Origin of the sequence: Sphingomonas oryzagri (assembly GCF_029906645.1) — a bacterium.
GTDB lineage: Bacteria > Pseudomonadota > Alphaproteobacteria > Sphingomonadales > Sphingomonadaceae > Solisphingomonas > Solisphingomonas oryzagri.
Window position 1 is genome coordinate 174,611 of sequence record NZ_JARYGZ010000004.1, and the last position, 15,152, is coordinate 189,762.

Below are 15,152 nucleotides of genomic sequence, written 5' to 3' on the forward strand. Positions count from 1 at the left end.
GCCCGGCCCGCAGTACCTTGAACGGCTGCGGGACGAACTGAAGGAAGAATGATATGCGCCATCGCGTTGGCGGTCGTAAGCTGCAGCGGACCGCGTCCCACCGTACCGCCCTGTTCCGCAACCAGTCGGCCGCGCTGATCAAGCACGAGCAGATCCTCACCACCCTCGCCAAGGCGAAGGAGCTTCGCCCCTACGTCGAGAAGCTGGTGACTCTGGCCAAGAAGGGTGGCCTCTCCAACCGCCGTCTCGCCCACGCGCGCCTGCTCGACGACACGCAGCTGGTGAAGCTGTTCGACGTGCTGGCCGAGCGCTACAAGACCCGCGCCGGCGGCTACACCCGCATCATCAAGGCCGGTATCCGCGCGTCGGACGCCGCGCCGATGGCGATCATCGAGTTCGTCGACCGCGACGTCTCGGCCAAGGGCCAGGATTCGGGCCCGGTGATCACCGACGAGGAGCTGGACGAGGCGGCCTGAGCCACTCGTTCCATCCCGCTGAACGAACGGAAGGGCCGTCCCGCATCGGGGCGGCCCTTTCTGCATCGGCCGTCCTTTGGTTTGCATGGCGCCGCGCCGTCGTTACGGATGAGACGGAGTGACGAGAGGATTGCCCATGAGTCCGGACGGACCCATCGCCTACCCCGAGACGGTGCGCGACACCGTGGTCGAAGAGCTTGCCGGGCGGACCGTTCCCGATCCGTGGCGCTGGCTGGAAGGCGATGTCCGCACCGACGAGCGGGTGCAGGCCTGGGTGGCGGCCGAGGGGGCGCTGACCGAATCCTACCTCGATACGCTGCCGGGTCGCGTCGCGATCCGTGATCGGCTGATGAAGCTGTGGAATTACGAGCGCGTCTCGCTGCCGCGCCGCCGGGGCGGGCGCTATTTCTTCCTGCGCAATTCCGGGCTGGAGGCACAGGCGGTGCTCTGCGCGCGCGAGGCGCAGGATGCTCCGGCCCGCATATTGCTTGATCCCAACGGCTGGTCCGAGGATGGCGCGACTGCGCTCGGCGAGTGGGAGCCGTCGAAGGATGGCCGGCGCCTCGCTTATGCGGTGCAGGACGGGGGCAGCGACTGGCGGACGGTGAAGGTGCTCGATGCGGTCGGCGGCGAGGAACTGGCCGACGAGGTGCGTTGGGTGAAGTTTTCGGGCCTGTCCTGGGCGGGCAACGGCTCGGGCTTCTTCTACTCGCGCTTTCCCGAGCCGCGCGCGGGGCTGGAGCATCAGGCACAGAATCTCGACCATGCCATCTATTTTCACCGGCTGGGCACCGATCAATCGACCGATTTCCTCGTCTACGCGACGCCGGATCGCCCGCGCCTGATCCACGGGGCCGAGGTGAGCGAGGACGGGCGCTGGCTGCTGATCTCGTCCGCAGAGGGCACCGAAGCGCGCACCGAATTGACCGTGATCGATCTCACCGCGCCGAAGCTCGCGCCCAAGATACTCGTGCGCGGCCTCGATAACGACTGGCGGCTGGCGGGATCGAAGGGCGACATCTTCTATTTCGTCACCGATCTGGAGGCGCCGCGCCGCCGCATCGTCTCGATCGACGTCGGCTCCGAGATGCGCCGCCGCCGCGAGATCGTCCCGCATGGCGAGGATCTGGTGGCCGATGCGCTGGTGGTGGGTGACCGCCTGCTCGTCTCGCTGCTGCGCAATGTCGCGAGCGAGCTGCGCATCTACGATCTCGACGGCCGGCTGATGGACACGGTGGTGCTGCCCGGCATCGGCACGGTGAGCGGCATGGAGGGGCAGGGCGACAGCGCCGAGGCCTTCTTCGCCTTCACCAGCTACGATCGGCCGACCGAGATCCATCGGCTCGATGTCGGGAGCGCGGTGGCGCTGCCCTACGCGCAACCCGAGCTTCAGTTCGACCGCGAGGATTTCGTGGTCGATCAGGCGAGCTTCACTTCGAAGGACGGCACCGTCATCCCGCTCTTCCTGCTGCGGCGGAAGGATGTGACCGGGGCCGCGCCGGCGCTGCTGTACGGCTATGGCGGGTTCGAGATTTCGCTGACGCCCGGTTTCTCCTCGGCGGCGTTGTGCTGGGCGGCGATGGGCGGCGTCTATGCGGTCGCCAACATCCGGGGCGGCGGCGAATATGGCAAGGCATGGCACGATGCCGGGCGCCGGGCCAACAAGCAGAACGTGTTCGACGACTTCATCGCGGCGGCCGAACATCTGAAGGGGCAAGGCGTCGCCTCCTCGGTGAGCGTCCATGGCCATAGCAATGGTGGACTCCTCGTCGCGGCGGTAACCAACCAGCGGCCGGACCTGTTCGCCGCCGCGCTGCCCGCCGTCGGTGTGCACGACATGACCCGCTTCCATCGCTTCACCGCCGGCCGCTACTGGATCGACGATTATGGCGATCCGGGCAGGCAAGAGGATCTCGCGGTGCTGATGGGCTATTCGCCGCTTCACAATATCCGCGACGGCGCCGAATATCCGGCGATACTCATCGCCACCGCCGACACCGACGATCGCGTGGTGCCGGCGCACAGCTTCAAATATGCCGCCGCGCTGCAGGCGGCGGATATCGGGCCGAAGCCGCACCTCATCCGCATCGAGACGCGTGCCGGCCACGGCGCGGGCAAGCCCACCGCCAAGCAGATCGAGGAAATCGCCGACCTGTGGGCCTTCGCGGCCCACTGGGGCGGCCTGAACGTCTAGTCTAGCGAGGGCAAAGCGGCGCGTACGAAGCGGCCGGGCGGTACGTCCTGCCGCAACACGACATTGGCGTCGATCGTGCTGCCTTCGCCGACCGTGACCCCGCCGAGCAGCACCGCGCCGGGATGGACGACGACGCCGTCGCCGAGGCTGGGGTGGCGCCGCCCGTCACCGGCCGGCTCTCCGCCGCCGAGCGTGACGCCCTGGTGGAGATGGACGGTCTCACCGAGGATCGCGGTTTCGCCGATCACCACGCCGGTACCGTGATCGATGAACAGGCCGGCGCCGATGCGCGCGCCGGGATGGATGTCGATGCCGGTGCGTTGGTACGCGATCTCGGTGAGCGTGCGGGCGACGATTGGCGCGCCCTCACGATAGAGTTCGTGGGCGATGCGGTACGGGATCACCGCCGCGATCGAGGGATAGCGCAGCAGCACCTCGTCGACGCTGCGCGCGGCGGGATCGGCGCGGTAGGCGGCCTCCACGTCACGGTCGAGCAGACGGCGGATCGCGGGCAGGCGCCCGGCGAGCGCGCCGGTGATCGCGATCGCCCGCTCGGCCGCCACCCGCTCGCGCGTGTCGGGCGAGGCGAGGTCCAGTTCGAGGATGATCTGCGCGGCAAGCTGGTCGAGCGTCGTCTCCAATGTCGCATCCACCCAGGCATTCTCGTTCCCGGCGTTCAGCTCGGGTGGGCCGAGGCGGAGCGGGAAGAGTGCTGCGGACAATTCGCGCAGTATGCGCTTCAGCGCGCTGCGCGAGGGGAAGCGAATGCCGTGTTCTGCATGGCGCTCGTGGCCCGCGCGCCAATCCTGTCGTGTATCGCGCAGGCCGTCGATGACGCTGCCGATCTCGCGCGGAAAATCGATGGGATGGCTGTATGTCACGGACGATGGCGGCCCTTGATAACGGGGTGTGGAAACGGCGCGGCAGAGGGCACGATCGGCGCTGTGTCGTGGCCGGTGATCAGCCGATCGAGCAGGCCTTGCCCTTGCGGCCAGTCGCCGAGATCGGATTCGGCGTTGATGTGGCCGAGCGACCCGACATCGGCGAGATCCGCGCCCCACATGTCGGCCAAGCGGGCAAGGCTGGCGAAATCGGCATAGCGATCGTCCCGGCTGGCGACGAGCAGGCTAGGGAAGGGCAGCGCCACGGACGGCGCCGGCGCGAAGGGCTGGAGGAGAGGGTGCGTGTCGGCGCGATCGACGTCGGGCGGCGCGACCAGCAACGCCGCCCGCACCTTGGACAGCCGCGCCGTGGACGCATCGCGCGCCCACCATGCGACGGCCAGACAGCCGAGGCTGTGCGCGACCAGCACCACCGGCCCGCGCTGTCGCCCGATCGCGCGATCGAGATGCGCCACCCACAGATCGCGCGACGGCTCGTGCCAGCGGCCCAGCTCCACGCGCACCGCGCGCGGCCGTGTGGCGACCCAGTGGCTCTGCCAATGGTCCGGCCCGCTGTCGAACAGGCCGGGGATGATCAGCTCGACGGGCGCGTCTGCCATGAATCGTCTCCCTGCCGTCCGGCGAAACGGGCCGGTAAGGCAGGGATAGGCGCCCGGCGGGCCGGGGACAAGAAATGTCTACTTATGCACTAGGCAATTAAAGTTGGCGGAACCGTCAGCGGGTGATCTCCGCGACATAGACGCCCAGCGGATCGAGGTGGACGCTGCCGCTGATCAGCAGCGCGCGGTTGATCGCGAGCGGCTGCACGATCTCCATCGTGTCGGTCTTCTCGACCGGCACGTCCGCAGGCTTGCTGTCGAGGTTCAGGAGAACCAGCACCGTCTTGCCGCCGCCGGAGCGCTGATAGGCGAGCACCTGCTTGTCATCGGTATCCACCGCCTTCCAGTCGCCGCTCATCGCCGGATGGGTGCGGCGCAAGGCGATCAGCGTGCGGTAGAAATTGAGCACCGAATGAGGATCGGCGCTCTCGGCGACGACGTTGCGTGTCTTGTAGTCGGGTGCGACGGGCAGCCACGGCTTGGCGCCCGTGTTGAAGCCGGCATTGGTGCTGGCGTTCCACTGCATCGGGGTGCGCTCGCCATCGCGGCCCTTCTCTTTGGGCCAGCCCTTCTTGCCGATCACGTCCTGCACGTCCTCGATGCGCTGGGGATCGTTGTTCACCATGCCCAGTTCCTCGCCATAATAGAGGACGGGGGTGCCGCGCAGCGTGAGCAGCAGCGCGCCGGTGATCTTGGCCCAGTCGTCGGTCGAGGCGCCGGCGGGCAGCGGATAGCGGCTCGCGGCGCGCCGGCTGTCATGGTTGGAAAGCGCGAAGCTCGGCCAGCCGCCGACCGAATTGGTCTCCACGCCCGTAATGCGCTGCCGCAGGTCCGGCGCGGTCAGCGCGGGCAGGCTGATCAGGTTGAGGAACATGGGCAGCTGCAGCTCATTGTTCCGCGGTCCGTAATATTGGACCAGCTCGCTGGCATCCGACGTCCACGTCTCGCCGACGAGGATGCGGCCGGGATATTTGTCGATCACCATCTGGCGCAGCCGCTGCAGCTCGGTGTGCACCTCGGGCTGCTTGGAATTGTTGACGTGATCCTGGTTGGGCACGCCGAATGCATCGACGCCCGGATAGACAGTGTTGTCCTTCAGATCGGTGCGCTCGAACATCGTGTCGACCGCATCGAGCCGGTAGCCATAGATGCCGCGCTTCAGCCACCATTCGGCGGCGTCGAACATCGCCTTTTCCACCTTGGGGTTGCGCCAGTTCAGGTCCGGCTGCTGCGGGTAGAAGAAGTGATAATAATATTGCTTCGTCTTGGGATCGAGCGTCCAGGCCGATCCGCCGAAGATCGAGGCCCAGTTGTTGGGCGGCGATCCGTCGGCCTTGGGATCGCGCCAGATGTAGAAATCGCGATACGGGTTGGTGCGGCTGCTCTTCGATTGCAGGAACCAGGGGTGCTGGTCCGAAGTGTGGTTGACCACGAAATCGAGCAGCACCTTGACGCCGCGCCCCTTGCCCTGCGCGATGAGCTGGTCGACGTCCGCCACCGTGCCGAACTGTGGATCGACATTGTCGTAGTCCGAGACGTCGTAGCCGAAATCGGCCTGCGGGCTGGGGAACATCGGCGTCATCCAGATCGCGTCGATGCCGAGCGACTGGACGTAGTCGAGATGCTTCACGATGCCGGGGATGTCGCCGATGCCGTCATTGTTGCTGTCGGCGAAGCTGCGCGGATAGACTTCGTAGATGATGCCGGTCTTGTACCAGTCATTCTGGTCGACATTGGGGTTGGCGGGCATCGCCTTGGGGGGAGGCTGCAGCATCGCCTGAGCGTGCGCCGCCACCGGCAGAAGGGCGGCAAACGCCACCGACAGAAGAGCAGCCCGCCCCACACGCATTCCCCAAAATCCTTCCTGTTGGCGGCTCAGCCGAGCCGCTGAGCGATCAGCCCCGAGAAGGGCGGTAGATGCCCGATCCGTGCATCGTTGACCATCACCCATTCACGCCAGCGTTCGGGCTGCAGCGGTTGCCAATCAAGCGGTGCATCGCCGAGGTTGAAGGCGCAGAGCAGGGTCTCGCCCTGGTGCTCGCGCTCCAGCACGAGCAACGCGTCGCCGGCCTCGACCACGCGCATCGTGCCGAGCAGCAGCGTGTCCGACGCATTGCGCAGTGCGATCAGCCGGCGGGTCAGCTCGAGCATCGAATCGGCGCGACCCTGCTGGCGATCGACGGCGAGCGCGGCGTGATCCGGCCCGAGCGGGAGCCATGGCTTACTGTCCGAAAATCCGGCCGAGGCGTTGCCGCCGCCAGCCCATGGCATCGGCGTGCGTGCACCGTCGCGCGAGAGGGTGAGCGGCCAGTTGGCGATCGCCTCCGGGTCCTGCAGATCCTCGAACGCGACATCGACCTGGGTCAGCCCCAGTTCGTCGCCTTGGTAGAGGAAGATATTGCCGCGCAGCGAGGCGAGCAGCAGCATCGCCATGCGGGCATAGCGCTGCGGATCGCCGCCGCCCGCCCAGCGCGAGATGGCGCGCGGCGCGTCGTGGTTGGAGAAGGCCCAGCTCGGCCAGCCGATCCCCTCGCCATCGGGCCAGCGTTCCAGCGAGGCCTCGACCAGCTTCGGCGTGAGCATCGGCGCGTAGAGGAAATCGAAGCTGTAGGCGGAGTTCAGCCGCTTCGATCCGCGCGTGAAGGCCTTCATCTCCGGGTCAGGGTCGGCGCCGCCGATTTCCGCGACGGTGAACCGATCGCCGTAGCTGTCGAGCAAGGCGCGCAGTCGCTCGATGAAGCCGCCGATGTCGGCATGGCTCTGGTTGTAGAGGTGCAGCTGGAAATCGAACGGCCGGGTGCGGACGCTGCCGTCGTCGGGCGCCGGCGGGTTATCGCGCAGGTCCGGATCGTGCATCGTGAAGTTCAGCGCATCGAGCCGGAATCCGTCCACTCCGCGATCGAGCCAGAAGCGTGCGGTATCCAGCAGCGCCTCCTGCACGTCCGCATTGTGGACATTGAGATCGGGCTGCTCGGTCAGGAAATTGTGGAGATAATATTGGCCGCGCCGCGCGTCCCACGCCCAGGCGGGGCCGCCGAAGACCGAGGCCCAGTTGCTCGGCGGCGATCCCTCCGGCTTGGCGTCGGCCCAGACGTACCAGTCGGCGCGCGCGTTGGTGCGATCCTGTCGGCTCTCGGCAAACCAGGGATGCTGGTCGGACGTGTGGGAATAGACCTGATCGATGATCACGCGCAGGCCGAGTTCGTGGGCACGCGCTACCAGCGCATCGAAATCGGCGAGCGTGCCGAAGATCGGATCGACGTCGCGATAGTCCGCCACGTCGTAGCCGAAATCCTTCATCGGCGACGTGAAGAAGGGCGAGATCCAGATCGCATCGACGCCGAGGCCCGCGATATGGTCGAGCTTCGCGGTGATGCCCGGCAGGTCGCCGATGCCGTCGCCGTTCGAGTCGGCGAAGCTGCGCGGATAGATCTGGTAGATAGTGGCGCCGCGCCACCACTCCCGCGCGGCGCGGGCGGAGGCGACGATCGCCGGCTGGGGGTCGGTCATTCGGAAGCTCCGGCGGCGCAGATCATGTAGTCGAGGGGAGCGAGGGTGACGCGGACGCTGCCCGGCGCGGTGGCGGCGGCGCAGGTGCCGTGCAGGCTGGCGAAGGTGCGCGAGGCCGTCTCCACCTGCACGTTGGCGGCGATCGGCGCGGTCGAGGTGTTGAATGCGATCAGCACCTCGCGATGCGTCACCGGATCGAAGCGCGAGACCGCCAGCAGCCCCGGCGTATCGCCCGAGGCGCGGACGATCTGGGTGCCGCGCCGGAGCGCCGGCGTCGCCGTGCGGATGCGTGCGAGATCGGCGATGGCGCGGTAGATCGGGTGATCCTCGTCGAAGCGCGCAGTGGCGTGCGTCGCCGAGGTGCCCAGCAGCGTCTGGTCGAGATAGGAGGGCGTGCGGCTGGCGAACTGGTCCTCGCGCGCGGCCTGGTCCTCGCCCTTGCCGACGAAACCCTGCTCGTCGCCCGCATAGATGGTGGGTACGCCACGCAACGTCAAAATCATCGCATGCGCCAGAATCACGCGGCGCATCACCTCCTCGTCGGAGGCCTGCGGGAAGGCCTGCTTCACATACCAGGCGAAGCGGCCGTTATCGTGGTTCGACACGAAGGTGGGCAACTCGTCGGCGGTCGCGAAGCCATCCTCGTAGAGCGAGTCCCCCGCAAACAGATGGTCGAAGACATCGGTGCCGGCCTTGCCCGCGGCACTGTCCAACGCCGCCTTGCGGAATCCGAAATCGAGTACCGCAGGCAGCTTGTCCACCCGCGTATGCTCCGCCAGCGTCGCGACGTCCGGCACCGCGACCTCGCCGAAGATGTGGAAGTGGGGGATGCCGTCCGCCTTGGCGCGCTTCAGCATGGCGGGGGCGAAGGCCTGCCAGAATTCGGGGTTCACATGGCGGGCGGTATCGATGCGGAAGCCATCGACATGGAAGCGATCGATCCATGCGCCGTAGATGTCGATGAAGCCCGCGACGACGCGCGGGTTCTCGGTCATCACATCATCCAGCCCGGAGAAGTCGCCCATCGTCGAGCTCTCGCCGGTGAAGGTCGAGTTGCCGCGGTTGTGATAGTAGATCGGGTCGTTCAGCCAGGCGGGCACCTTCACGTGCTCCTCGCCGGCCGGCACATAGGGTGTGTAGGCATAATCGGGCCGGGTGAGCTTCGCGAAATTGGCGCTGCTCTGCACCGCGTCGCCTGCGAAGCCCGCATTGATCGGAGCGCCCGCCGGGCCGCCCTTGCGGGTGTAGGGATAGTCGGCGCGCGAACGGTACGGGCAGGGCGCCCCGTCCGCGCATTCGCGATACCGGATCACGTCCGCCGTGTGGTTCACGACGATGTCCATGTAGACCTTCATGCCGCGCGCGTGCGCGGCATCGACCAGCGCCTTGAAGTCGGCATCGGTGCCGAGATGCGGATCGACATGGGTGAAATCGGTGATCCAGTAGCCGTGATAGCCTGCGGATTCGTGGCCCGGCGGCCCCTGCACCGCCTTGTTGACAAATATGGGCGCGACCCAGACGGCGGTGGCGCCGAGCTTCTGGATATAGTCGAGCTTCGCGGTAACGCCCTTGATGTCGCCGCCGTGATAGAAAGCGGTGTCGGTCGGATCGAAGCCGGTGTGCAGGCGATCCCCCGCCTGCCCGCCGCGATCGTTGGAGGGATCGGCATTGTCGAAGCGATCGGGCAGCAGGAAGTAGATCGTCTCGTCTTCCGGCAGCCGCGCCCGATAGTCGGCGGCTGCAATCGGCATGGTCGCGACCAGGGCGGCGAGCGAGGCGAGGAGGAGGTGCTTCATGCCGGGACCTTCGTGTGGCGCGCGATGAAATCGGTGTGGGAGGGCATCTGGCCGACCTCGCGCGCGTAGAGTTGCTCGATCGTGCCAAGGAATTCGGCGAGGTCCCGTTCGGGGATCGCGGAGGCGAGGGGGTGATGCCCGTCCGGCACCAGCCCTTGCCCGACCATCACCTGCAGCCAGCCGACCTCGGTGAACAGTTCCTCATGCTCGCGGGTGATGTGGCCGCTTGCGGCGAAGAGGTCGATCTTGGCGCGCAGCGTTTCCGGCAGCGCCATCTCCCGCATCTCCGCCCAGAAAGGCTCGGGACGCTCGTTCAGCGCGTAGTGGAGGATGATGAAATCGCGGATGCGCTCGATCTCGAAATCGGTCTGGCGGTTATATTCCGCACGATCGGCGGGCCGGCCGGGGAGCAGCTTGATCAGCCGCTGGATCGCGGACTGGATCAGGAAGATGCTGGTCGATTCCAGCGGCTCGAGGAAGCCGCTCGACAGCCCGATCGCGACCACGTTGCCGGCCCACGCCTCCCGCCTTTTTCCGGTGGCGAAGCGCAGCGTGCGCGGTTCGCCCACAGGTTCGGCGTCGAGATTGCCGAGCAGGATCGCGGTCGCCTCATCCTCGCTCATGTGGCGGCTGGAGAAGACGTGGCCGTTGCCGGTGCGGTGGCGCAGCGGAATGCGCCATTGCCAGCCAGCCGCGTGGGCGGTGGCGCGGGTATAGGGGGTGAATTGGCCGCCCGCCGCGCACGGCACCGCAATCGCGCGATCGCAGGGCAGCAAGTGCGACCAGTCCTCGAACTCCCCGCCGATCAGCAGCGCGCGGAAACCGGTGCAGTCGACGAACAGATCGGCCTCGATCCGTTCGCCCGATGCGAGGCGAAGAGCTCGTACCTCGTCGCCCTGCTGCTCCACGTCGGCGATGCGGCCCTCGGTGCGGACGACGCCGCGCGCCTCGGCGTAGCGGCGCAGATAGGCGGCGTAGAGGCCCGCATCGAAATGGAAGGCGAAGGGCATGGGCGGGATCGCCCGTGCGGTGATCGGCTCGCCGCGATGCATCCGGTCGGCGCGCGCCGCCATCTCGTTCAGCGAATAATGTGCCAGCGGCTTGGCAAAGCCGAGTTCCAGCGCGCGGCGCCAGTAATGCTGGAAGGGCACCAGCCCGACATCGCGCCCCACCGGCCCGAAGGCGTGCATGTAGCGATGCCCTGGCGCTCGCCAGCCGACGAACTCGATGCCGAGCTTGTAGGACCCTTGGGTGGCCGCGAGAAATTCGTCCTCGTCGATCCCGAGCGACTGGTTGAACAACCGGATCTGCGGGATCGTCGCCTCGCCGACGCCGACCGTGCCGATCTCGTCGGATTCGATCAAGGCGATCGAGACGTGGCGCGGATCGAAGAAGCGGGACAGCGCGGCGGCCGTCATCCATCCCGCCGTGCCGCCGCCCGCGATGGCGATGCGCAAGGGGCGCTGTTCCGATGTCGATGCGGACATGCGCGTCTCTCTTATGTCCACCTGGCCGTCGGGAGGCGGCGCGTGAAGGGGCGCCGCCTCCCTGGGGCTATCAGAACTTCATCGTCACGCCGGCCAGGTAGGTCGCGCCATATTTCTCGTAGTTGAGAATCTGGTCGGGATGGCCCTGGTTGTAGGTGACGTAGGGCGAGTTGGTCAGGTTGTGGCCCTGCACATAGACCGACAGCCCGTTCAGGAAGCCCGACTTGAAGTCGTAGCCGATCTGCGCGTCCACGGTGCTGCGGCCCTTGGTGTAGAGGTAGGTCGGCTGGGCGCCGAATGCGAGATACTGTCCGAGGAAGTCGGACCGGTACTGGTAGCTCACACGGGCGTTGAAGCCCCACTTCTCGAAATAGGCCTGCGCGTTGACCACCCACTTGGAAAGGCCCGGCAGCGTCACCTTGCCGAAGGACACGGGGATGCCGCCCGGCGCCGCGCTCGGCGTGTAGCGGATCGAACTGCTGGTCCACGATCCGCTGCCGCGCACGCCGAAGCCGTCCAGCGCCTTGGAGAACATGCCGAACGGCACGGTCGCCTGCAGCTCGAAGCCGTTGGCGAAGCCTCGGCCGCTGTTGGTCGGGCCGGTGATGTAGCCCACCGTCGTGTAGTTGGGGTCGTTCAGATACTGGGCCGGAACCAGGGCGCTGAACTGGCTCAGATCGGTGAAGTAGTAATTGTTCGGGTTCACGAACTTGGACACCGCCTTGTAGAAATAGTTGAGCGCGATGATGCCCTGTCCGTGATCGAAGAAATGTTCGACGCCGATATCGATGTTGTTAGAGAAATAGGGCTTGAGCAGCGGATTGCCGCCGCTGCCGGACAGCAGCGAGATCTTTCCGTTCGGCGCCACCACCGGCTCGGTGGAGTTGGCCGGATTCAGGTAGGACGGCTGGAACGAAGCGTTCTGGTAGCTCATCGGCGCGCGCGACAGCGTGCGCGAGGCGCCGATGTGCATGTCCGTCGTCGGCGAGAAAGCGAGGCGGATGTTCGCGCTCGGCAGGAAGTTGTTGTAGCTGGTCGACGCCGAAGTCGTGGCGAAGTCGCCGGTGCCGCCGCTGGTCGGAACGTGGCCGGTCGAGCTCTGCTGGGTGTGGACGAACTGGCCGCCGATATTGCCGGCGAAGTCGAGCCCGCCCACCATGCCGTCGAAATTGAGCTGGGCGTAGGCGGTCAGCACCTTCTCGCGCACCTGCCACTGCAGCGCGAGCTCGCTGGCGGATTCGTTGCGGAAGCTGCCCGACAGTGCCGAGAGCACATCCGGCACGCTGTAGGCGATCGTCTGGAAATCGGTGTAGCCCGGATTCACCGAGCCGACGATCGCGGATTGCGGGATCGAGACTTCGGTCGTGCCCGTCGGCGGCACCAGATAGTAACCGGTGAAGCCGTTGGTCTTCGTGCGCTCCTGATAATTGACGCCGACCTCGATGTTCTTGAGGATTCCGGCATCCAGATCCTGGGTCAGGCTGGCGCGCAGCGACTTGATGACGTCGGTGAACTTGGGGACGTTGTCGTAACCCGCCTGCACCACCGAGCCGACGGGCTGGTAATAGCCCCAGCCCTGCGGGTCGGTCAGCTTGAATTCCGACGTGTCGGTATAATCGAGGCCGGTACTGAGATCGTAGACGCCGCTCGGCTGACGGGTGATCGTCACGGTATCCGGATCGCCCGACTTTGCGTAGCCGGTGCCCGTATAGGTCTCGTAGGCATTGTCCTTGCGGTGCGCCTTTGAATAGCTGGCGTCGACGTCCAGCTTCAGCCGGTCGTTGAAATGATATTGCAGGTTGCCGCCGAAGGCCATCGTATAGGCCTTGCGGGTGTTGTAGTTGTTGCGCTGAACCGCATAGACATTGTCGTAGGTCGCGGTCTGCTCGAAGCCGTCAGCGCCGGTGTGCGCCGTCTCGACGGTGCCCGCGCCCCACGACAGCGGCACTTCGAGGCCGCGCTGATATTCCTTGTAATTGTAGCGTGAATAGAGGCCGTCGACCGAGACTTCCAGCTTCTCGTCGGGCTTGAAGACGACGTGGGCGAAGCCGGTCTGGCGGTGGAGCACGTTGGTATCGGCGAACCACTTGGCGCCGCCGAGCGGACGGTTGCCCTCTGCATCGGGATCCGGATAACCCCAGGCATCATACTGCTTGTTCTGCACCGGCGACTGGATCGCCGAGAAGCCCAGCGAGATGCCGAGCGTATCGGCGTCGTTATGATCGACGAAGATCGCGCCGGCCTTGTAGCCCTTGTTGGTGAGATCCGGGTTCAGGCTCTTGAAGCCGTTGAGTTCGCCCTGCGCGTTGACCGAAATGATGCGCTTGTTGGCGAGGGGATCGATGGTCAGCAGGTTGACGGTGCCGGCAAGGCCGGTCGCCATCAGATCGGCGCTGGCGGTCTTGATCACGTCGACGCGGTTGAACAGATCGCCCGGCAGGATCGAGTAATCGAAGCGGCGGTTGTCGTCGATCGTCGCGATCTCGCGGCCGTTGAGCAGCGCGCCGGTGAAATCGCCCGAGAAGCCGCGGATCGAGATGAACTCGCCGCGACCGTCGGCGGTCTGCACCGCGACACCCGGCAGGCGGCTCAGCGCGTCGGCGATCGAGACATCAGGCAGCTTGCCGACATCTTCGGCGGACAGCGAATCGACGATCGAGATCGAGTCCCGGCGGACGCGCAGCGCATCCTCGACCGAGCGGCGGTAGCCGGTCACGACGATGGTGCTGGTGTCGACCGACTGACCGGTCGCGGCCTGAGCCGAGCTTTGGGCGTCGGTGGCGTCGGCGACCGGCGCGGCGACGGCAGGCGTCGTATCGGTTGACTGGGCCTGCGCAGTGCCGGCGGCGAGGCCGATCAGGCTGGCGCCGAGCGCAAGGCGAACAAGAGCAGGCGCGGCGCGACGCGCGTCGAATGCGATCATGAAAATCCCCCTCCGGTGGGCCCGTCCCTCGGGGCCGCCCTTTGTGTTTCTCCGGCATCGGGATCTGCCCATGCCGTTGTTGCGCTCTGTGTCCCAAATGTGACGGACCGTTAAGCGCGCCACATACGTATTCAGTGCGTTCTGCGCCGCACGCGGTATAAGTGTGACGCAAAGGACACCCCGCAGCGTGTCCGAGGGGAAGGAGCGGGACTGGCACGCCATGGCAAAGGCGACGTCGTTCGATATTGCGCAGCTCGCGGGCGTGTCTCAGCCGACGGTGAGCCGCGCGCTCTCCGGCAGCGGCACGGTCAGCGAGGCGACGCGCAAGCGGGTCGAGGCGATCGCGCGCCAGCTTAACTACAAGGTCGACAAGAACGCCTCCAATCTCAGGCGCCGCCATTCGGACACGCTGGCGCTGTTGCTGTTCGAGGACCCGACCTCGGACGAGTCGATGATCAACCCCTTCTTCCTCTCGATGCTGGGATCCATCACCCGCACCTGCGCGAAGCGGGGCTACGACCTGCTCGTCTCCTTCCAGCAGATGTCGGCCAACTGGCATGTCGATTACGAGGACAGCCGGAAGGCGGACGGCCTGATCCTCCTCGGCTATGGGGACTATGAGGCCTATCGCGCGCGCATCGACGATCTGGTGCGGCAGGGGACGCATTTCGTGCGCTGGGGATCGGTGCAGCCCGACCAGCCGGGCATCACCATCGGCTGCGACAACGTCGATGGCGGGCGCGCGGCGACGCGGCACCTGATCGGCCATGGCCGCCGCCGCATCGCCTTCCTGGGCGAGGCGAGCAGCCATTATCCCGAATTCCTCGATCGCTATCGCGGTTATTGCGCGGCGCATCGCGAGGCGGGGATCATCCCGCACCCGGCGCTGCAGGCCGATGCGATCACCACCGAGCAGGCCGGCAAGGAGGCGATGCGAGCGGTGCTCGCGCGCGGCCAGCGGCCCGACGCGGTGTTCGCGGCGAGCGACCTGATCGCGATCGGCGCGATGCACGCGCTGGCCGAGGCGGGCTTCACGGTGCCGGGCGATGTCGCGGTGGTCGGCTTCGACGACATCACCGCCGCCAGCCTCGCCAGCCCGCCGCTCACCACCGTGGCGCAGGACGTGCGCCGCGCGGGGGAGTTGCTGGTCGACGCGCTGCTCGCCCAGATCCGGGGCGAGGCGCCGGAGGGGGCGACCTTGCCCGCGCGGCTCGTTGTCCGGCGGTCTTCGGGGGCCTAGTTTGACGTTGCTTGGGGGGATTTGA

The 15,152-nt window shown here is 66.6% G+C and carries 10 protein-coding genes; 3 read left to right on the plus strand and 7 right to left on the minus strand.

Annotated elements, in window-relative coordinates:
* Positions 1-53: 53 nt before the first annotated feature.
* The gene (gene rplQ, locus QGN17_RS19195; protein ID WP_281046208.1) at positions 54-476 is read left to right on the plus strand and encodes a 50S ribosomal protein L17; all 423 of its coding nucleotides are present in this window, start codon (positions 54-56) and stop codon (positions 474-476) included.
* A 136-nt stretch (positions 477-612) separates the two neighbouring features.
* Positions 613-2,670 carry a prolyl oligopeptidase family serine peptidase gene (locus QGN17_RS19200; RefSeq protein WP_281046209.1) on the plus strand — a complete coding sequence of 686 codons (2,058 nt, stop codon included), beginning with the start codon at positions 613-615 and terminating at the stop codon, positions 2,668-2,670.
* Here QGN17_RS19200 and epsC read toward each other — a convergent pair.
* The 7 genes from epsC to QGN17_RS19235 form a co-directional block, all read right to left on the minus strand.
* Entirely contained in the window at positions 2,667-3,551 is an 885-nt protein-coding gene (epsC, locus tag QGN17_RS19205; protein ID WP_281046210.1) for a serine O-acetyltransferase EpsC, read from the minus strand. The two genes, QGN17_RS19200 and epsC, sit on opposite strands and share 4 nt — an antisense overlap.
* Entirely contained in the window at positions 3,548-4,171 is a 624-nt protein-coding gene (locus QGN17_RS19210; protein WP_281046211.1) for an RBBP9/YdeN family alpha/beta hydrolase, read from the minus strand. Before QGN17_RS19210 ends, epsC begins: the two co-directional genes overlap by 4 nt.
* A gap of 115 nt (positions 4,172-4,286) precedes the next feature.
* A complete protein-coding gene (locus QGN17_RS19215) occupies positions 4,287-6,020 on the minus strand; it encodes an alpha-glucosidase (RefSeq protein WP_281046212.1) in 1,734 nt (577 codons plus the stop codon).
* 26 nt (positions 6,021-6,046) lie between these two features.
* Positions 6,047-7,681 carry an alpha-glucosidase gene (locus tag QGN17_RS19220; RefSeq protein ID WP_281046213.1) on the minus strand — a complete coding sequence of 545 codons (1,635 nt, stop codon included), beginning with the start codon at positions 7,679-7,681 and terminating at the stop codon, positions 6,047-6,049.
* Positions 7,678-9,477 (minus strand): alpha-amylase family glycosyl hydrolase, encoded by a 1,800-nt coding sequence (locus tag QGN17_RS19225; RefSeq protein WP_281046214.1) that lies wholly within the window; start codon positions 9,475-9,477, stop codon positions 7,678-7,680. The genes QGN17_RS19220 and QGN17_RS19225 overlap by 4 nt, the downstream gene beginning before the upstream one ends.
* Positions 9,474-10,964 (minus strand): tryptophan halogenase family protein, encoded by a 1,491-nt coding sequence (locus QGN17_RS19230; RefSeq protein ID WP_281046215.1) that lies wholly within the window; start codon positions 10,962-10,964, stop codon positions 9,474-9,476. The genes QGN17_RS19225 and QGN17_RS19230 overlap by 4 nt, the downstream gene beginning before the upstream one ends.
* Before the next feature lie 70 nt (positions 10,965-11,034).
* Positions 11,035-13,887, minus strand: a complete 2,853-nt coding sequence (locus QGN17_RS19235) for a TonB-dependent receptor (protein ID WP_281046216.1) — start codon at positions 13,885-13,887, stop codon at positions 11,035-11,037.
* 220 nt (positions 13,888-14,107) lie between these two features.
* Between QGN17_RS19235 and QGN17_RS19240 the strand changes: the two genes are divergently transcribed.
* Positions 14,108-15,127, plus strand: a complete 1,020-nt coding sequence (locus QGN17_RS19240; RefSeq protein WP_281046243.1) for a LacI family DNA-binding transcriptional regulator — start codon at positions 14,108-14,110, stop codon at positions 15,125-15,127.
* Positions 15,128-15,152 lie beyond the last annotated feature (25 nt).

Bases quoted from the DNA above. Each gene is read 5' to 3' on its own strand.
- rplQ (WP_281046208.1), top strand. From the start codon at position 54: ATGCGCCATCGCGTTGGCGGTCGTAAGCTGCAGCGGACCGCGTCCCAC.
- QGN17_RS19225 (WP_281046214.1), bottom strand. From the start codon at position 9,477: ATGAAGCACCTCCTCCTCGCCTCGCTCGCCGCCCTGGTCGCGACCATG.
- QGN17_RS19230 (WP_281046215.1), bottom strand. From the start codon at position 10,964: ATGTCCGCATCGACATCGGAACAGCGCCCCTTGCGCATCGCCATCGCG.
- QGN17_RS19215 (WP_281046212.1), bottom strand. From the start codon at position 6,020: ATGCGTGTGGGGCGGGCTGCTCTTCTGTCGGTGGCGTTTGCCGCCCTT.
- QGN17_RS19200 (WP_281046209.1), top strand. From the start codon at position 613: ATGAGTCCGGACGGACCCATCGCCTACCCCGAGACGGTGCGCGACACC.
- QGN17_RS19240 (WP_281046243.1), top strand. From the start codon at position 14,108: ATGGCAAAGGCGACGTCGTTCGATATTGCGCAGCTCGCGGGCGTGTCT.
- QGN17_RS19235 (WP_281046216.1), bottom strand. From the start codon at position 13,887: ATGATCGCATTCGACGCGCGTCGCGCCGCGCCTGCTCTTGTTCGCCTT.
- QGN17_RS19210 (WP_281046211.1), bottom strand. From the start codon at position 4,171: ATGGCAGACGCGCCCGTCGAGCTGATCATCCCCGGCCTGTTCGACAGC.
- QGN17_RS19220 (WP_281046213.1), bottom strand. From the start codon at position 7,681: ATGACCGACCCCCAGCCGGCGATCGTCGCCTCCGCCCGCGCCGCGCGG.